We start from the raw sequence: 19,114 nt of genomic DNA, 5'->3' as shown, positions 1-19,114 counted from the left end.
GTCCGAATTTCAACACGACACCGCGTTAATTTGGTATAATATAGATAACTTTGCTAGAAAGCGCGGTGTCTTATGTTAAACGAAAAAGATCAAGGGGATAGCGGAAAATATCAAATGGAGATGGTTTGTTTAGACCAGTTGGTTCCCTCCGATCACCTCCTTCGTTTGGTCGAAAAACATGTGGATTTTTCGTTCATTACCGAAAAGGTACGCCCTTATTATAGTGCAACCCAAGGAAGACCTTCGATTCCACCCATCCGTTTATTCAAAATGATGCTGATTGGCTACCTGTTTAACATTCGTTCCGAACGCATCCTTGAGCAGGACATTAACGTTAACCTTGCCTACCGGTGGTTTTTAGGCCTGGGCCTTAGTGAACCAGTTCCGGACCATTCCACGATTAGTTATAACCGGAATGGACGATTTCAGGGAACCGATGTCTTCCAGGAAATCTTCGACGAAGTGGTGCGGCTTGCCATTTCCCACCGCATGATTGCGGGGCGGCTCTTAATTACAGATTCGACGCACATCGAGGCGAATGCCAATAAAAATCGTTATACGCAGCAAATGACGAGTGAGTCCCCGCACGCCTATCTGCAAGAGTTGGAGACCGCAGTCCATGAAAGCCGCCGTGCTCACGGGAAAAAGCCATTAGCTCCTCCACGCGGGAAACGGGAGGAGGAGCCCAAAAAACTGAAAGTGAGCCTGACTGATCCAGAGAGCGGCTACATGAATCGTAAGAACAAACCGGAAGGATTCTTTTACTTAGACCACCGGACGGTTGACCACAAATACAATATGATTACCGATGTGTATGTGACGCCAGGCAATGTCAATGATTCAACCGTGTATATGGAGCGCTTAACCCGGCAACTGGAGACCTTTGGTTTTCGAGACACCCTCGAAGCCATAGCCTTGGATTCCGGATACATGGTGCCCCATATTTGCAAACAAACGACGCCATGGATGACTGTAATTGCCGAGCGGAAACCACCCAGCAAACCCGGCTTTCTCACGAAAGAAGACTTTACCTATGATGCGAAAAAGGATGTATACGTATGTCCATTAGGACAACCACTCACGTACCGAACGACGAACCGACAAGGCTACAACGAGTATATATCATCCAAGGGGCACTGCGCGGCTTGCCCGAAAGTCACTCAATGTACTGAAAACTCCAAGCACCAGCGTACGATTCAGCGGCATGTATGGGAAGACTTCAAAGAGAAAGTACACCAAAACCGGAAAAGTCCCGAAGGCGAGAAAATCTACAAATACCGCGCTCAAACCATTGAGCGTAGCTTTGCTGATGCCAAAAATCTCCACGGGTACCGTCGATGCCGAATGCGGGGCAAAGCCAAGATGCAGGAACAGGCATTGATGACGGCCATTGCACAGAATCTGAAGAAAATGGCCCGTCACTTAGCAAAGATGGAGGCCTATGCTTTTCATTTGTGTATGAAAAAGAGTAACCTTCACTACTTTAACCGTCATTTGGGTTTCCGCATGATATTTGCAGCTTGAAAGTTTGCTTTCTCAACAGTCTGATATTATACACTTATTTCTAGCTTTTGGAGCTCGGATGTATGGATAGATGTACTTTGTACAACTAAAAACACGAATATGACGGTTAAATCCCGGAATATCCAAAAATAAGTGTATAAAGTGCAATTAAACACCCTAAAGTGTGCTGAGGGAGAAATATAAGTGTACTTTGTGCAACTATACATATTGAACAAATTTCTTGACGCTACCCGGAGATGAGCATGCTACGAACATGAACCTATTTACTCTGAGGCAATGACATTAAGTAATTGATGGTTTCCGGGGTGTTTTTGCGAAAGCCGCCGGGTGTGCACCCCACCCAGGCGGCGAACTGGCGGCTGAAGCTTTGGACGTTGACGTAACCCAGTCTATAGGCGATATTTTCAATCGTTTCATTGCTGCTTGCCAACAGCTGCATGGCTTCCTGCTGTTTCAGGATCATAAGATATTGGCGTGGTGACATCCCGTAAGCCTGTCGGAATAAACGGTGACAGTGTCTTGAGCTGATATTGAGTTGCCGTGATATTTCCTCCAGCCAATTGCTCCCTAGACCAGAACCTTCTTCCGCTTCTGAGAAGGAAGCAGGGGTTTCTTCTATTAGAGTGGTTAGAGTAGGCTTTCGCATAAGTTTCTCGATTTCCTTGGCAATTAGATAAGCAGGTTCTCGCTGCTGCGCAGGGCCTTTTTTGGTTGCTTTTTCCTTGAAATAGGAATGGATCGCTTCAATAATGTGAAGAACATCCAGCATCACTTTGGTCGGGCGCAGGGGGCTGTCCTGCAAAACCTCCATCAACTCTTTTATCCAAGGCTGCAGGGCCTCATTTAATGGATGAGATTTAGAATAAAAAGCCAGATTCTCGGTCTCAAACAGATGCAATAAAACTTCATCCTCAATAATAATATGACCGTCAAAGAATGAGGCACCCTCCGTTTGTATAACCTCGTATCCGTGAAGATGCATGGGTGATATGAGTACAAGGTCTCCAGCTTTCAGCTCCTGCTCAACGTTCCCATGAAAAGCGGTAAGCCTTCCTTCAAGCACAAGTAAAAATTCGAACATCATATGGTGAAGATGCTTCCCGCAAGTCCACTCCGAAGGCACAGACCGAAAATGGGGCGCATATAGGCAAATGTCGGGTCGAATGTGCGGAAATGTAATATGGTTTGCCTTGAGAGTAGTCACAGTCTGAACTCTCCTTTCAGTCCGATTATGTTAATGATCAGCGGAAATAAGACCGAATATGTTATAGCCCAATCTCACTTACCGTTCTATACTGACTAATGATTTGAATTATAGTCTAAAAAGCGGGTGGATAACATGGCAAAACCAGAAATAACACTGGACTATATGAAATGGTTCCAGGAAGAGAATAATCAAAGTGCCAAAGTCAATCCTTTCGCACTGTTAACGCGTTTGTTTAAGGATCATGGTCGAAAGGTAGGGCTTTCAGCCTTTTATTACATGCTCAAGGCTTCACCCGTATGGTTGCTGCCGCTTGTTACGGCTAACATCATCAACATTGTCAGCTATCCCGAGCGCCATACAATGAGTGAGTTTTGGTTGAATCTGATCGTTATTATCCTATTCATCTTGCAAAATATACCGACCCATACGCTTCATATCAGTTATATCAGTCAGGCAGTTAGGCATGTGGAAGCAGGGTTGCGGAGTACACTTGTCCGAAAACTGCAGCAGCTTTCCCTGAGCTATCATGGCGATATGAACGCTGGACGGCTGCAGTCCAAGGTTCTGCGTGATGTGGAGGCTATTGATTTCCTATCCCGGCAAATGATGATGACAATCATCCCAGCGGCGATTAACCTGATTGTGATCATAGGACTCACCCTTTACCATAGCTGGATTGTTGCCCTATTCTTCGTTCTGATGGCGCCTGCTTCCATCTACTTAGTCAGAGTATTCCGTAACAAAATGTCCAGCCGTAACCGCGAGGTTCGCAAAAATATTGAGGCTATGTCCGGTAAAGTATCAGAAACCGTGGAAATGATCCCAGTAACCCGGGCGCACGGATTAGAGGATGTTGAGATACGGAAGGTGGATGCGGCGCTACAAGATATTCGGGAACGGGGGCATCGACTCGATGTGCTGGAAGCCTACTTTGGCTCCTCCAGCTGGGTTGTATTTCAGCTTTTTCAGGTAGGTTGTTTGTTTTTTACCGCTTATCTGGTACATCTGGATTACATGGAGATCGGTGATATTGTAATGTATCAGGGCTTTTTTAATATGATCATCGGCTCTGTCAGTTCTATTCTTAATGTCTATCCCAACTTGGTTAAAGGAATGGAATCCCTGCATTCAGTGACGGAAGTTCTGCTGTCCTCGGATACGGAGGAGTATAAGGGACGTGCGAAGCCTGAAGCTTTCAAGGGAGCGTTCACTTTCGATAATGTCTCGTTCCGTTATAAGGAGTCGGATAAGCATGTCTTGGATCATTTCTGCCTTGAGGTGAAAGCCGGAGAACGAATTGCCTTTGTTGGAGAATCAGGTTCAGGTAAATCTACGATTCTTAGTCTAATTATAGGCTTTTATAAACCTCAGAAGGGTGTCATTCGCATAGACGGAGTACCCATGGAAGAACTGAGCATGAAAAGATATCGGCAATCATTGGCTATTGTTTTGCAAAATAATATTTTATTCTCAGGTACAATTCGCGAAAATATTTCCTACGGTCTGCCCAACATTTCAGATGAGCAGATCCAGCAGGCTGTATATATGGCAAATCTGCAGGATGTTATCGATGGTTTGCCTGAAGGGCTGGACACTTCGATTGGGGAGCACGGGGGTCGCCTATCCGGCGGACAGCGCCAACGGATCGCCATAGCCCGTGCTCTGGTTCGTAATCCTCGGATTATTATTCTGGATGAGGCAACGTCTGCGCTGGATAATGTGTCTGAGCGGCATGTTCAGGGAGCGATTGAGCAGTTGATGACCGGACGCACCACCTTTATCGTTGCCCATCGCCTGTCTACCGTGCGCAATGCTGACCGTATTGTCGTTATGAAGAAGGGGCGGATCGTAGAGGTAGGGACGTACGACGAGCTTCTGGCGATGAACGGGGAATTCTATAAGCTGAAGAATTTATAGAGATGCACATATTTGGCGGGCTCCATATTTTTTTCATTCTGCCGCTTTTCCACAATCCAAAAGGCGATTTCCGCTTCGCGGCATGACAATGTGACGCTTGAGGTCCGGTCTAACAGCATTGGGAATAATAACCTCGTATATTCAATTACAGGTAGTGTACTGCAAACCTGGAAGAGGGAATGAAACTGTGAAATGAAGTAAGAGTATGGTAGGATTAACCTTATGTTATAAATTTTACAATCCGCATTATTCTATGTGTTTTGTTATTTTAAAGGGAAAGGTTCGTTCAGAATATGAAAAATAACAATGTAGCTCATTCATCATCATTACAAAGAACAGGTAAGAAAAGGTCAAAAAAACAAAGTGAAACTAAAAAAAAAATATGGCTCTTTATCCTCGCCTTCATTATCATTTCAGGTATTTCATCGTTTGTGTTTCGTAAGGAAATAATGATGTTCGGTTTTGACCACGTTGTTGCTCCGACAGTTGAAAGGTCCCTTAAAAATTCGTATGTTCCGCTCAATGATAACAACGATGGGGTTACTGAGGCTTCAACAAAGCTGGACAAAAGTCCGCCATTCTCTTTATTGCTACTTGGTACAGATCAGCGGAAAAATGAGAATGGGCTGTCCGATTCGATTATTTATACTGTAATCCGGCCCAAAGATAATAAAGTCCTGTTAGTTTCGATTCCGCGAGATTCCTATACTAAAATTGTTGGGGCAGAGAACGTCAAGGGAGCAAGAAGAAATACAAAAATTAATGCAGCGCATTCGTACGGAGGAGCGCAAATGAGTGTGGATACGGTTGGGAATTTGCTGGATGCACCGATAAATTATTATGCATCTATCAATTTTAATGGATTGGTAGAAGTCGTGGATGCAATCGGAGGAGTGGAGTTGCCGATTACAAAACTTATTGAAAACAAGAATCCGGCCCATGAGAAGCTTCGTGTTGAACCGAACAAACCGATCTATTTAGGAAAGGATGCCTTAATGTACGTGAGATATCGGGAGGATTCAGATTTCAAACGTACAGAGAGACAGAGAATATTCCTTAAGGCAACTTTAGATCGAATGAAAAATATAAGTAATATTGCCAATATTAAAGAAATTATGGGGCTTGCCGGAGACAATTTCAAAACCAATATGAAAGCCGATTTTATGCTGGCTCTAGCTAAGAGGGTCATCTTTGAAAGCGGCACTCCGCAAATCACAAGCCATATGCTGCAGGGAACCGATAAGCGGACAGACCAATGGTACTATATTCTGGATGAAGAAGATGTGCAAAATACCCGTGAATTGATCGAATTATGGCTTGCTCCGGACACGACAGCAAGTGAACTGATTTCGGAGGATGGTGACAATACTCTTTGATGAAAGGCTAATCAGCCCAGTCAAGAAGGGAAATACCGAACGGATTGTTATGATGAAGCAAGGCCGGATCATGGGGACCGGTAGAGTTTCACATATTAGGCTGCTGAAAAGCAGCCTTTTTGCGTTTCCTGTTTAAGTTTCCTTCGGATAAACTATTTGGAGAGAATTGTTGCTTAGCAATTTCGTCCTCGAAGTGGGGGAAGCGGAGCGGAAAGAAATTTGGTACGATTACAGGTAGGGTATTGGGTGCTGATCAAGCATTCCAAAGCTTAGGCTAATTACGAGAATCATGAAAGATAAATCTGTCTCAACAGGAACAGGAGATGCCTAATATTGAATATCATACGCTGTGTCTGGGTAAATGAAGATCCTATATATCAAGCCTACCACGATGAGGAATGGGGCAAGCCCCTTTATGAGGATAACAAACTGTTCGAACTCCTGATGCTGGAAGGGATGCAGGCCGGGCTAAGCTGGTATACGATTCTGAAGAAACGGGATCGCTATCGCGTTGTTTTTGATGGATTTGATCCGGCGAAGATTGTACTTTATGATGAAGAGAAGTTTACTGAACTGATGAATGATCCAGGGATTATTAGAAACCGATTGAAAATAAAAGCGATTATCCGTAATGCGGAAATCTATCAGCAAATAGTCAAGGAAGAGGGCAGCTTCGCCAATTTTATGTGGAGCTTTGTAGGCGGTGCTCCAATCGTTAACCACTGGGCCACGAAAGCTGATGTTCCGGTGACCACCCCGCAGTCCGATGCTATGAGCAATGCTCTCAAGAAGAAAGGCATGAAGTTCGTGGGCTCGACCATTTGTTATGCGTATATGCAAGCTACCGGGATGGTAGACGACCATACACTGGACTGCTTTTGCCGGAACAAAATGTTATAATAGCTAATGGTCACAATTTTAAGGAGGATTTCATAAACAATGTTATGGCATGAACTAACGATACATACAACTGAGGAAGCGCAAGAAATGATATCTAATCTGATGTACGAAGCAGGTGCGGGCGGTGTTTCCATCGAGGAATCCGGCACGCTCAATAAAGTAAGAGACACTCGCTACGGTGAATTATACGATCAGCCTCTGAATGATATCCCAGAGGGTGAGGCTGTTATCAAAGGTTATTATTCCGAATCCGTTTCGATGGAAGAGGTTTTAGCTGAATTTACTCCCCGTGTCGAGGAGCTTCGCGGGTTCGGCATTAATCCCGGCAAAGCCATAATTTCCTGGCAAACGGTTGATGAGGACGAATGGGCTCATGCCTGGAAGCAGTACTTCAAACCGCTGCGTGTATCCGAGCGCTTAACCATTAAGCCAACCTGGGAAGAATACACACCGACACATCCGGGTGAAGCTATTATTGAATTGGACCCCGGCATGGCGTTTGGTACAGGCACACATCCTACGACTGCTTTATGCCTCCGGGCGTTGGAGAAGAACATTACCGGCGGTGAGGAAGTTATCGATGTCGGTACAGGATCGGGTATTTTGGCTGTAGGAGCGATGTTGCTTGGTGCCAAATCGGTACTTGCACTGGATCTTGATCCGGTTGCTGTAGAAAGTGCTCGGGAAAATGTACTGCTGAACCGTCTCGAGGATCGAATAACTGTCAAAGAAAGCGATCTATTATCGCTGTTAGGCGGGGAGGGTGCGGCAGATTCAGCTGCAGGAGATATGTGGCCTTCAGCCAGACCCGGCCATACCTTGTCTGATTCCAATTCCCATAATGAGCCTGTGTCACAAGACAGCCTTGGTGTTACTCTTCCCGTGAAGATTGTGGTGGCTAATATTTTGGCGGAAATTATTGTGCTGTTTACGGATGATGTCTACCGTGCGCTACAGCCCGGCGGGTTATATATCACATCCGGGATTTATAAGGATAAAGAGGGACTTGTTGAAGAGGCTTTAACGAAATCGGGCTTCGATATCATTGAGGTGTCCCGAGAAGAAGATTGGGTGGCGTTTACAGCCGGAAAGAGGTAGAGATGGATACCTTACAGAGTTTTATTAGAGTTCCGCTTGATCAGTTGCCGTTCTTGCTGCTAAGCATTCTTATTGCTTTTACCGTTCATGAATTTAGCCACGCTTATTTTGCTAATAAATTCGGTGATCCGACTGCGCGGCTGCTGGGACGTATGACGCTTAATCCTGCGGTGCATTTTGATTTCATGGGTATTGTTTTGCTGCTTCTTGCCGGCTTTGGTTGGGCGAGACCGGTGCCTGTGAATCGGGAAAACTTCAGTCGCCCACGCCTGATGGGTGTTATTGTTTCTGCGGTGGGACCGATTAGTAATCTCTTGCTCGCTACTTTGGGAGCCTTGATTTATGCCGTGCTGCTTGCTACCGGAGTATTGAGTCCTATACCTGTTAGCCGGCTTCAGGAAGCAGGGGAGATCTTTTTCTATACCTTTATATCCCTGAATTATTTCCTGTTTTTCTTTAACCTGATCCCGCTGCCACCACTGGACGGTTACCGTATCTTCGAGGATTTAGCTCCCCGTTCGATTAGAGGCAAGCTTCAGCAGTTTGAGCAGTGGTCTATCTTCATTTTCTTGATGATCTTGTTCATTCCAGTCCTACGGGATAATACGATAACTCCGTTATATACTTGGGCTTATTTTATGTATATAGATTCCGTGAATTTCTTCTATCAGTTATTCACTTAAGAGTGAAATGGACTTCCAAGGTGCTCCTAATCGTTGTATTATAAAATTCGGTTCTTCAAATGGGTTGTTACGGCGGCAGTGTACCTGATATCAGGGATGTCGCCTTTTCGCCTGAATAATAATAAACAAGGTGTTGATATGGATGCAGCGGTATTTTGTTACACCGGAGCAGTTCAGCGGTGATACAGTTAGAATTGACGGCGAGGATGCCCGTCATATAGCCAAAGTAATGCGAGGTAAAGTAGGGGACAAGCTTATTGTCAGTGACGGTGTTTCGCGTGAAGCTTTAGTGGAGATTGCCCTCATTGAAATAGGTGAAGTTACGGCAACGGTACTGGAAAGCTTGAATATGACCCAAGAGGCATCGCTGAAGATTACAGTGGCCCAAAGTCTGCCCAAAGGCGATAAGATGGAGACGGTCATTCAAAAGTGTACAGAAATCGGCGTGGTCGCCTTTGTACCCTTTTTATCTGAACGTACCATTGTTCAATACGATGAACGCAAAGAGAGCAAACGACTGGAACGGTGGCGTAAGATCTCCAAGGAGGCTGCGGAGCAGGCTCACCGGAACAGAGTTCCGGAAGTACACCCGTCTCTTTCGTGGAAAAAACTCCTGCAATCTTTCGGGGAATACGGCGCAGTTTATTTTTGCTATGAGAAGGAAGAAGGATTGCAGCTGAGAAGTGCGGTAGCCCCTTGGGTGTCCTCGCTCACTGCAGACGCATCCCATTCAGTACTTGTAGTGGTGGGTCCAGAAGGTGGTTTTAGTGTGGACGAATGTCATGAAGCGGAGAAAGAAGGTGCCATTTCAGTCGGCCTGGGACGCCGCATTCTGCGTTGTGAGACCGCGGGAATGGTTGCCGCGGCTTGTATTTTATATGAATCTGGTGAAATGGGGGGAACTTGAGAAATGTCATCCGTAGCGTTTTATACTTTAGGTTGTAAAGTTAACTTTTACGACACCGAAGCCATCTGGCAGCTGTTCAAAAATGAAGGTTACGAGCAGGTTGATTTCGAAGGAGCCGCCGATGTCTACTTGATTAATACTTGTACCGTAACGAACACCGGGGATAAAAAAAGCCGGCAAATGATCCGCCGCGCGGTTCGGCGCAATCCAGAGGCCATCGTGGCTGTTACCGGTTGCTATGCTCAGACGTCACCCGGTGAAATACTCGACATTCCCGGCGTTGATCTGGTCATTGGGAATCAGGATCGTGATCAAATTATGACCCATGTGAAGAATATTCAAGAGTCACGCCAACCCGTAAATGCTGTTCGCAACATTATGAAGACGCGTGAATTCGAGGAAATGGATGTGCCGAGTTTTGCCGATCGTACTCGTGCTTTCCTGAAGATCCAGGACGGCTGCAACAACTTCTGTACGTTCTGTATTATTCCATGGTCTCGTGGCTTGTCGCGCAGCAGGGATCCTAAGAGCATCGTGGCTCAGGCGCATCAATTGGTGGAATCCGGCTATAAAGAGTTCGTACTAACGGGCATTCATACCGGCGGATACGGTGATGATCTTGAGAATTATCGGCTATCAGATCTGCTCTGGGAGCTGGATAAAGTAGAAGGTTTGGAACGCGTGCGCATCAGTTCCATTGAAGCTAGCCAGATCGATGAGAAACTGCTTGAAGTCTTGAACCGTTCCTCCAAGATGTGCCGTCATCTGCATATTCCTCTGCAAGCGGGACATAACGATGTACTGAAAGCGATGCGGCGGAAGTACACAACCGAAGAGTATTTCGCCAAAATCCAGCTGATCCGCCAGGCGATGCCGGATGTCGGCATCACTACAGACGTGATTGTAGGCTTTCCGGGTGAAACCGACGAAATGTTCCGTGCCGGGTATGATTTTATGAAGGCTATTAATTTCTCAGAGATGCATGTATTCCCGTATTCCAAGCGTACCGGTACTCCGGCTGCACGTATGGATAACCAAATAGACGAAGAGATTAAGAATGCTAGAGTTCAGGAGCTCATTGATCTGTCGGAGGACATGCAGCTGTCCTATGCAAAACAATTCGTAGGCAAGACTCTAACGGTTATTCCAGAAAGATCAGCGAAGGATGCCCCGAGCCGGATTACTCAACACGGCTTCACAGATAACTACTTGCAGGTGTTGTTTGAGGGTGATGATCAGCTCCAAGGCGAATTATGCCAAATCAAAATAACAGAAGCCGGTGTGAACGAATGCCGGGGTGAGCTGGTAGGTGTGGAAACTTCGGGCTTCCAGCAGGAACAAACGGTGAGTTAAGATATTCATCAGAGAATGGCGACGAGGATTTTATTCTCCTACAGGGGAATGAAGTCCTTGTTGCTTCTTCTTGGGGCATTTTTTGAAAGGAGTATCGTATGGGATATAAAGAGATTTCAGCGGGAGGCGTAGTGTATCGTTCGGGCAGCCAGGGGTTGGAAATTCAGCTTATTGTGGACCGCTACGGTAAAATATCACTTCCTAAGGGTAAGATGGAGTTTGGGGAGACGGTAGAGGAAACGGCACTGCGCGAAATTCAGGAGGAGACAGGCACGATTGGCGAGATTAAAGCTCCACTCGATGTCATTAAATATACGTATAATCATCCGGTTCACGGCAAGGTGGATAAAGAAGTTCATTACTTTTTAGTGGAAGCCAAAGGCGGTGTCACAAAAGCACAGGAAGAAGAGATCAGCGCAGTAGAATGGCATAAACCGGCAGCGGCTTGGAATAGAGGGAACGGGAGAGCCTACGCTAACAATTTGAATATTTTACGGAAGGCATTTGCATGGTTAGATCTTGAAATATCATAGGTAGAAAGTCCTGAACTCCAAATGAACCCAGAATAGGGTACACACTTGGACCGTAAATGTCGATATAAGTGGAAGAGTGTGGAAATCACCACCGGATCCTATTAAGCCTAAGGAGAGAAATGATGACACAGAATATGAACAGAACAATGACGAAATTGCTCCTCATTATTGTACTATTAGCTACTGCTATTTTTCCGTCCAGCGTTTTGGCGGCGACAGGCGATACCCTTTCCATTGATTTCGACAGTACAACCAAAGTAGATTTAGTAGTCGGTCAGACGCCGAAGCAGTTGAAGGTTCTGGCAACTCTTGAAGGAACATCTACCAAAAAAGATGTAACAGGATCGGCCGTCTGGACATCCTCAAACAACAGCGTGGTCAAAGTAATAGGTGGACTACTTACGCCTATGGATGGCGGTACGGCGGTCATTACAGCTACATATAATAGTGCAGTTACGACCATAGAAGTATCTGTGACTCATCCTTATACTAAGTTAGATCTGGTCTACTCCTCCGATGGTAAATATACATTGGGTGATGTAGAGAGCAATCTCACAGTTATCGCAAATGCGACGGGTGGACAATCAACGACAATCGTGAAGGATGTTGCTGAATCTGCCGAGTGGAGTAGCTCGGATGGAAGTGTATTAACGGTTTCCAAAGGGAAGTTGACTCTTGTAGGAGCTGGAACCGCAACGATTACAGCTAAATATAAAGGAGTAACAGACTCCTTCAAAGCGGCGGTGAAATTACCTTATTCCTCTATTGTAATCAAAAAGGGAGCTACTCTGGTTAATGAGCTTGAAATGCTGGTCGGTGACCTCCCATTAAAGGTTACAGCAACGACCATAGATGCTTTGAATCATTCTGAGGTTAATGCTACAACAGAGGCAGCTTGGACATCCTCTAATGCGTCAGTGGCAACAGTATCAGCAGGTGAAATCAAGGTTTTGGCCACAGGTAAAACAGTGATTACTGTGAAGTATCTGGGCGTGAGCTCCTCTGTGGATGTATATGTTCGTGCGCCCTATGAAGCCTTGCTAGTTACGCCTTCTGAAGATCAATCTTTGTTTATAAATGAAATGATCAAGGTTACTGCAGAAGTTAGGGATGCTGTGAATTCAACGAAGAACGTTTCTTCATCGGCAGTGTGGAATTCAAGTAACCAGATGGTGGCGACATTAGCAACTTACGGTGATTATGAGGGAATTACTGCAAAATCTGTGAGTACTTCAACCATTAAAATCGATTATTTGGGCTTGAGCAGAGATCTCAAGGTTACAGTATATCCTACACTAAAGGATTTAGTAGTTGATAAAAAAGAACTGGAACTGTATACAAATGAATCCGTAAGTCTGCCTAAGGTAAGCGGTACGAAGCTGGATGGAAGCAAGATAGACATCAGCAGTGAAATGGATTGGACTTCATCGAATGATGAAATTGCGAAAGTGGAGGATGGTAAGATTGTCGTTGATTCCTCTACGGGTTCTGTTACGATTACCGGAACCATAAAAAGCAATAAGGTTGCTTCGGGAAGATCCTCCATCCGGGATCAACGTATTGAATTGAAGGTAACTGTGAAAGACAAGGTTCTTGTGCTGATTGGTCCAGAGGATTCATTCGGGATTGTTATTGGCGAAGAGGAATCCCTTCCACAGGTAACCGCCGTTATGGAGAGCGGTGAGGAAAGGGATGTTACCGATAGCATTCAATGGGTGCTAAGCGGCTCTAACGCTGTTATCAAGCAAACATCCAAGGGTAAAGTGATCAAGGGATTGTTAAAAGGGAGCGCTACTCTAAAAGGTACTTATGGAAACAAGACCCTTAGCATTCCTGTGATCATTGAACAAAAGGTTGTTAAGTTGGTTGTGGAACCCACTACTTTGGAGATGAATATCAAAGGCTCTAAAGCCATCAAAGTGACCGGTTATTTCTCGAATGGTAAAACTGCGAATTTCTCGAGTGCTATAAATTGGGTATCTTCTAACACATCTGCGGTTTCCGTAAAAGGAGCGACAGTTAAGGCATTGGCTGAAGGGGCTTCCACATTATCAGGGTCCTACCAAGGCATTGCCGTGAGTGTCAAAATAACGGTGGTACCTAAGCTGCTTAAGCTTACAGTGAGTGAAAGCAGGCTTAAATTAGCACCTGGAACAGCTTCAGCTATAGTAGTAACTGCACAGTATGATACCGGTGCTGTTTCCGTAGTAACAGGGGTTACAGAATGGACAAGCTCTAAGCCTTCTGTTGCCAAGGTATCATCCACAGGTGTTATTACAGCCGTAGCCCCAGGAACAGCTTCCATCAAAGGAAAACTCGGCTCTAAAACCGTAACCGTTTCTGTTACGGTGAAGTAGATTACGTAAAGATCAAAAAAGATCTGCTGGACCCTTGGGGGTTAGCAGATCTTTTTTTTGCCGTTTTGATTTTTTCAAAACTTAATGCTAAGCGCAGTCTCAATATTTTTAAGATCAAGCTGAATTTGTTCATCAAGGTTAAAGGGGTGATAGAATCCCTTTTCAATCATATAAGTTGAAATCTGCTCATGCGTAAAGATCGCTTCCTCCAGATGTTTCATAAGTGTTGCTTTGATTTCAGGTGTAGCCGCCTCGGTGACAGCCATGGCGTAGTTCCGAACACCACTTTTGGCACTGATCAAAAAGTCCATCGCAATCACTTGGTCCGTCATCGTATTGAAGCCTGTCAAATACTCAAGGATTGGGTTCATACATTCACCACCGGTAATGCCGCCTTGGACAGCAGCTCTCTGTATTCCTGAAGTTGGCGAGTGGATACTTGAATATCCTGCTGTAGGATTTGCTTCAAAGCTTCATCTGAGACCAGAATCTGCATCGTTTTGGCTTTGGTCATGCACACCGTTTTGAAGGCGGCCATCTCATGCAGTTCCAGTGTTTCGTGCAAAGCGTAAGTGTTGTCCATGTATAGTGTCCTCCCGTATGCAAATGGGCCTTAAGGCTTCAGAAGCACCTTAATGCAGTCCTCAAGCTTGTCGTCAAAAACTTCATAACCGTGTTTCGCCTGATCCAGCGGAATAACATGAGTGATAATATCTCCGGGATCGACCTTACCTTCGGCTATCAGCTCGTACATGTGCGGCATATAGTGAATGACCGGTGCTTGTCCGGTTCGTAGGTTTATATTTCGCATGAAAATATCACCAAACGGAAAAGCATTATATCTTCCCCCGTAGACTCCAGTTACCTGTATAGTTCCGCATTTACGGACGGCCTGTGCGGCGATAACGAGCGCACCCATAGCTCCTCCATGCAGCTTAAGGCCTGTAGCTACGAATTCAAGCGGACTCATCTTGCCATCCATTCCTACACAATCGATTACGACATCAGCGCCGCCTTTCGTAATCTCTTTTAGATACTCGCCAACATCTTCATGATGCTCGAAGTTAACGGTTTCGACATGGTTGTGTTTTTTGGCATGAGCTAATCGATAGGAGACATAATCAACGGCTATTACCCGCTTGGCCCCTTTAAGCCAGCAAAACTTTTGAACAAGCAGCCCAACTGGACCACAGCCAAGAACGATTACCGTATCCCCTTGCTTGACTCCTGCGTTATCTACACTCCAGAAAGCCGTTGGCATGACGTCGGAGATCAGACACAGTTTTTCATCTTCTACTTCAGAATTCTCGGGGATTTTAAAAGGGACAAAATTGGCATAAGGTACGCGCATATACTCCGCTTGTCCACCCGGATAACCTCCAGCTAAATCGGAGTAGCCGAAAAAGCCTCCGACGTCCCCGTTCTCATTCGATTTATCACACTGGCTCTCGAGGTCGCTTTTACAAAAGAAACATTCCCCGCAGCTGACATTGAACGGAATGATAACACGGTCGCCCTTCTTTACCTTAGTGACACCGGGGCCTACTTCCTCCACAACACCCATAGGCTCATGTCCGATAATGTAGTCTTCCTCAAGGTTGGGAACCATACCGTGAATTAAATGAAGATCCGATCCGCATATCGCTGTAGTTGTCAGTCTGACAATGATATCATCCCCCTTTTTGAGGGTAGGGGCAGGGACATCCTTAACGACAATATTTTTAATGCCTTGGTAGGTTACAGCTTTCATAGGGTATGACCCTCCCTGTGCTTATCCGGTTTACGGTCGAACATTCCTTTACGGGAGGTGTCTTTAGGGAAAAGGTTCATTTCGGCAATCTGAACCGTCGTATTGGCGGTGGTTAGATCGATCTGGAACTGCTCATTCAGATCGTAGGGGTGGAACCAGGACTTGGCGATCATAAGCTTGCTAATTTCATCATGTAAAGCGATAGCTTCATGAAGCTGTGTCCGTAGAACGGCTCTGGCATCGGGCGAGACTGTTTCGGTTAAGGCAATCGCGCAGTTTCTTACCCCGGTTTTGGCTCTAAGCAAAAAATCTGTAGCAAAACTTGTATCTGCTATCTCCGGCATGTTAAGAGCATGAATAGGATCTAAATAATCGTTGTTCATGGGGTCACCTTCACAGGTTGTACGGGAGCTTTATTGTACAGAGCCTGCAGGTTAGCAATGGCTATAATGGACTGGTTGACATCCTTTTGCATTAGAGCTTTGAGATCCTGATCGAAGACCAGGCCCTGCATCATTTTAGATTTAGCTAGACAGGCTGTTTTAAAATTCATGATCTCATGAATATCCATCAATTCATGCGGTGCTAATGTTTGCTGATTGAACAAAAGGGCTCACCTCCAGGATGATTATTGGAGATAGTTTTCCTTCTTGATTATTTTCTATCCAACGAAATCAGATTCGCTTAATTTCATCTTTGCATTAGAACTGTAGAACTAATTGAAGTATAATAATACAGCGATAGCCAAAGTGTCGGAGTACGAAGCACCCATTGAACAGTTACTGTTGCAGTTTCTTCTCCAATTTGGACCAGATAGGCAGGTAGCAAAGCGGCAAAGCTAGGACAGAGCAGACTACATTGAAAATGGTCTGTGCATGAGCAATTTCTGAGGCTGGACCTCCGCCGATCCAGGAGGCTACTTGCTCCAGGGGTTGGATAAAGGGCAGGAACAGCAGGGAGCCGCCAACATTCAGTGCGACATGTGACCAGGCAACGAAAACCCCGGAGGTCGAGCCGCCAATGGAGGCAATGACCGCTGTGACACAGGTACCGATGTTAGCGCCGAGCACAATGGCGATACCGAGCTCAGGAGGCAAGACCCCTGAAGCAGCCACGCTCATTGCCATTGCGATAACCGCTGCGCTGCTATGCAGCAAGGCTGTTAGACAAGCTCCTGCGGCAAGCCCCCATAATATGCTTGTAGCTGCGTGGTTCAGAAACCAGCTGAACAGTCCGCTTTTCTGAAGAACGGGGCCAATCGACTGCATCACCGCGATTCCCCACAGCACCAAAGCGAAACCGGCCACCGCTAGACTTATGAACTGAAACGGCTGGGCTAATCTCGCGAAGTAAGCTGGGCTCTTGGGAGAATGCGAAATCTCATCAGCAATAACAGCGATACCCCACATGATTAGCGAAGAAGCCAGCAGGAGTCCGGCATAGTCACTGATTTGAAGTCCTATCAGTTCCGTGGTCAGACAGGTTCCAATGTTACTGCCAAGAATAATGCCCAGTGTTCGGGCATAGGTAAGCAGGCCGGCATTGACCATTCCGATGGTCAGAACCGTTACGGCGGTACTGCTCTGTAAGAGAGCTGATAGCAGGCTGCTGGAGATTAGGCCTTTGAGCGGTGTGGATGTAGCTGTGTTCATACCTTTGGTCAGCAAGGGACCCGCCAGTTTAGACATTGCAGACTCCATCAGCTTCATACCGGCCAAAAAAATAACAAGACCATAAATAACAGGAAACAGCAAATCACGGATCATAAGGGCAGGCTCCTTTGGACGGGGTTGTACACCAATATATGAAAGCTGTGTTAAGGACATGAATAAAACCATTTTTTTAAGAACAGGGAGTTGAATAGATTGGCATCAGTTCGTTTAGAGCGTAATCGTAAAAAGAGGTTAGAGATGGCCCATCCATGGGTGTTTGCAGGTGAAGTTGCCTCTGTAGAAGGTGAGCCGGAAGACGGTGGATTAGTAGATGTACTTAACCATCAGGGGCGGTTCTTAGCGGTTGGTTACTATAATCCAGCTTCACAGATCCGTATTAGAATTGTATCGCAGACGCCTCTTGCAGAAATGAACAAGGCGTTTTTCGTAGATCGTTTTACTAGTTGTTTGCAGCACAGAAGTCGTTTTGTTCCTGGAGCAGATGCTTACCGTTTGGTGTATGGGGAGGCAGATTTTCTGCCGGGTCTTATTGTTGACCGGTTCGGGGATATCCTTGTAGTGCAGCTGCTGACACTCGGAATGGACAAATGTCGCACTGAGATCGTGGAAGCGCTCGTAGAGGTTATGGCTCCGCGTGGGATTTACGAACGCAGTGATGTCAGTGTGCGGGAACTGGAAGGACTGGCTCAAACAACCGGTGTGCTTTACGGAGAATGCCCGCGTCATGTTACCGTGACTGAGAATGAGCTGAAGCTGATGGTGGATATTGAACAGGGCCAGAAAACCGGCTATTTCTTTGATCAGCGTGAGAATAGAGCTTCAATCGCTCCGCTTATGCAGGGTTGGGGTGAACGTAGCGGGATTGCTCTCAAAGAAGTTGAGGGTGATGACGGTTCACTGCAGATGCTACCGGTTAACAAAAGCGGCAAAACCGTTACCTTCCCCTATTGGGACGGTGCTACAGTGCTGGAATGCTTCGCTCATACGGGCAGCTTTACCCTGCATGCCTGTAAATATGGAGCCAAAAAAGTAACCTGTCTGGATGTTTCTGCGCACGCCATTGAAAGTGCCAAGGTGAATGTGGAATTGAACGGTTTTACTGAACGGGTGGAGTTCGTTGTAGATGATGCTTTTCAATATTTGCGCAATCAGGTCAAAGGGCTGGAAGAACGTTCTGAGCGTGCAACCGTTTCAGCGGCAGTTGAAGCAGACTCTTCTACAGTGGTGGAGAATCCAAAACCCAAAGCTAAGGCAGCGCCCAAAACCGATACCTCAAAACCGATGACAGCCGGCGGTGGACGCACTTGGGATGTGGTCATTCTAGATCCTCCTGCTTTTGCCAAAACCAAGAGTGCAGTTGCAGGAGCATGTCGCGGCTATAAGGACATTAACCTACAGGGGATGAAGCTGGTGAACGAGGGCGGTTACCTCGTAACCGCAAGCTGCTCGTATCACATGCAGCCGGACTTGTTCCTGGAGACCATAGCTGAGGCCGCAAGAGATGCCGGAAAAATCCTCAGATTAGTAGAATGGCGGGCCGCCGGTAAAGATCACCCACAAATCCTGGGCGTCAACGAAGGACATTATCTGAAATTCGCTATCTTTGAGGTGCGGAGTAAGAATAAATAAGTATACAAATATAACAAAAATACAAACCAACAAATGTACAATCACTTAAATTTATATAAACTAAAAAAACGGGCTTCTCAAGGGTGGAATGTTACTCCATCTGTGAGGAGCTCTTTTTCGTGGCTGATGAGCTGGATTGTTGTATAAAGTGCAGGAATTTAGGTGGATGAGGTGGCTGAGGAGCTGGATTGTTGTATAAAGTGCAGG

18 protein-coding genes are annotated in these 19,114 nt (G+C 45.9%); 11 read left to right on the top strand and 7 right to left on the bottom strand.

Annotated features, from left to right (window positions below; all coding sequences use genetic code 11):
* Nucleotides 1–72 precede the first annotated feature (72 nt).
* Entirely contained in the window at nucleotides 73–1,524 is a 1,452-nt protein-coding gene (locus PWYN_RS26095) for an IS1182 family transposase (protein ID WP_052087777.1), read from the top strand.
* Nucleotides 1,525–1,783: 259 nt separating this feature from the next.
* Here PWYN_RS26095 and PWYN_RS28375 read toward each other — a convergent pair whose 3' ends face one another.
* A complete protein-coding gene (locus tag PWYN_RS28375; RefSeq protein WP_157261260.1) occupies nucleotides 1,784–2,728 on the bottom strand; it encodes a helix-turn-helix domain-containing protein in 945 nt (314 codons plus the stop codon).
* A 135-nt stretch (nucleotides 2,729–2,863) separates the two neighbouring features.
* Here PWYN_RS28375 and PWYN_RS26085 point away from each other — a divergent pair, with 135 nt between their 5' ends.
* From PWYN_RS26085 to PWYN_RS26045, 9 genes are all read left to right on the top strand, one after another.
* Nucleotides 2,864–4,648 carry an ABC transporter ATP-binding protein gene (locus PWYN_RS26085; protein WP_036658039.1) on the top strand — a complete coding sequence of 595 codons (1,785 nt, stop codon included), beginning with the start codon at nucleotides 2,864–2,866 and terminating at the stop codon, nucleotides 4,646–4,648.
* 293 nt (nucleotides 4,649–4,941) lie between these two features.
* The gene (locus PWYN_RS26080) at nucleotides 4,942–6,024 is read left to right on the top strand and encodes an LCP family protein (RefSeq protein ID WP_052088418.1); all 1,083 of its coding nucleotides are present in this window, start codon (nucleotides 4,942–4,944) and stop codon (nucleotides 6,022–6,024) included.
* Between the two features lie 333 nt (nucleotides 6,025–6,357).
* Complete coding sequence (locus PWYN_RS26075; RefSeq protein WP_036658037.1) at nucleotides 6,358–6,924, top strand: DNA-3-methyladenine glycosylase I; 567 nt, start codon at nucleotides 6,358–6,360, stop codon at nucleotides 6,922–6,924.
* 39 nt (nucleotides 6,925–6,963) lie between these two features.
* Nucleotides 6,964–8,022, top strand: coding sequence for a 50S ribosomal protein L11 methyltransferase (gene prmA, locus PWYN_RS26070; RefSeq protein WP_036658035.1), 1,059 nt, complete (start codon nucleotides 6,964–6,966; stop codon nucleotides 8,020–8,022).
* Between the two features lie 2 nt (nucleotides 8,023–8,024).
* Nucleotides 8,025–8,705 carry a site-2 protease family protein gene (locus PWYN_RS26065; RefSeq protein ID WP_036658033.1) on the top strand — a complete coding sequence of 227 codons (681 nt, stop codon included), beginning with the start codon at nucleotides 8,025–8,027 and terminating at the stop codon, nucleotides 8,703–8,705.
* Nucleotides 8,706–8,847: 142 nt separating this feature from the next.
* A complete protein-coding gene (locus PWYN_RS26060; RefSeq protein WP_036658030.1) occupies nucleotides 8,848–9,612 on the top strand; it encodes an RsmE family RNA methyltransferase in 765 nt (254 codons plus the stop codon).
* Between the two features lie 3 nt (nucleotides 9,613–9,615).
* Entirely contained in the window at nucleotides 9,616–10,965 is a 1,350-nt protein-coding gene (mtaB, locus tag PWYN_RS26055; RefSeq protein ID WP_036658028.1) for a tRNA (N(6)-L-threonylcarbamoyladenosine(37)-C(2))-methylthiotransferase MtaB, read from the top strand.
* 98 nt (nucleotides 10,966–11,063) lie between these two features.
* Entirely contained in the window at nucleotides 11,064–11,498 is a 435-nt protein-coding gene (locus tag PWYN_RS26050) for an NUDIX hydrolase (RefSeq protein WP_036658026.1), read from the top strand.
* Nucleotides 11,499–11,617: 119 nt separating this feature from the next.
* On the top strand, nucleotides 11,618–13,855 hold the full coding sequence (locus PWYN_RS26045) for a hypothetical protein (protein ID WP_036658024.1): 2,238 nt from the start codon (nucleotides 11,618–11,620) through the stop codon (nucleotides 13,853–13,855).
* A 74-nt stretch (nucleotides 13,856–13,929) separates the two neighbouring features.
* Here PWYN_RS26045 and PWYN_RS26040 read toward each other — a convergent pair whose 3' ends face one another.
* The 6 genes from PWYN_RS26040 to PWYN_RS26015 all read right to left on the bottom strand — a co-directional run bounded on the left by PWYN_RS26040 (nucleotide 13,930) and on the right by PWYN_RS26015 (nucleotide 17,371).
* Nucleotides 13,930–14,226 carry a spore coat protein gene (locus tag PWYN_RS26040; protein WP_036658021.1) on the bottom strand — a complete coding sequence of 99 codons (297 nt, stop codon included), beginning with the start codon at nucleotides 14,224–14,226 and terminating at the stop codon, nucleotides 13,930–13,932.
* Nucleotides 14,223–14,438: a hypothetical protein gene (locus tag PWYN_RS26035; protein WP_036658018.1), complete on the bottom strand. Its 216-nt coding sequence runs from the start codon at nucleotides 14,436–14,438 to the stop codon at nucleotides 14,223–14,225. The genes PWYN_RS26040 and PWYN_RS26035 overlap by 4 nt, the downstream gene beginning before the upstream one ends.
* A gap of 30 nt (nucleotides 14,439–14,468) precedes the next feature.
* Nucleotides 14,469–15,605 (bottom strand): zinc-dependent alcohol dehydrogenase, encoded by a 1,137-nt coding sequence (locus PWYN_RS26030; protein ID WP_036658017.1) that lies wholly within the window; start codon nucleotides 15,603–15,605, stop codon nucleotides 14,469–14,471.
* Nucleotides 15,602–15,988 carry a spore coat protein gene (locus PWYN_RS26025; RefSeq protein ID WP_036658014.1) on the bottom strand — a complete coding sequence of 129 codons (387 nt, stop codon included), beginning with the start codon at nucleotides 15,986–15,988 and terminating at the stop codon, nucleotides 15,602–15,604. Before PWYN_RS26025 ends, PWYN_RS26030 begins: the two co-directional genes overlap by 4 nt.
* A complete protein-coding gene (locus tag PWYN_RS26020; protein WP_036659199.1) occupies nucleotides 15,985–16,176 on the bottom strand; it encodes a hypothetical protein in 192 nt (63 codons plus the stop codon). The genes PWYN_RS26025 and PWYN_RS26020 overlap by 4 nt, the downstream gene beginning before the upstream one ends.
* A gap of 208 nt (nucleotides 16,177–16,384) precedes the next feature.
* Nucleotides 16,385–17,371 carry a Na/Pi cotransporter family protein gene (locus PWYN_RS26015; RefSeq protein ID WP_036658012.1) on the bottom strand — a complete coding sequence of 329 codons (987 nt, stop codon included), beginning with the start codon at nucleotides 17,369–17,371 and terminating at the stop codon, nucleotides 16,385–16,387.
* Between the two features lie 99 nt (nucleotides 17,372–17,470).
* Here PWYN_RS26015 and PWYN_RS26010 point away from each other — a divergent pair, with 99 nt between their 5' ends.
* Complete coding sequence (locus PWYN_RS26010; protein ID WP_036658010.1) at nucleotides 17,471–18,907, top strand: class I SAM-dependent rRNA methyltransferase; 1,437 nt, start codon at nucleotides 17,471–17,473, stop codon at nucleotides 18,905–18,907.
* The last annotated feature ends 207 nt before the right edge of the window (nucleotides 18,908–19,114 follow it).

It is taken from the genome of Paenibacillus wynnii, from assembly GCF_000757885.1.
GTDB classification, from domain to species: Bacteria; Bacillota; Bacilli; order Paenibacillales; family Paenibacillaceae; genus Paenibacillus_AQ; species Paenibacillus_AQ wynnii.
The sequence above is the reverse complement of the archived record's forward strand: the minus strand, read 5'-3'. Positions and strand labels throughout refer to the sequence as shown.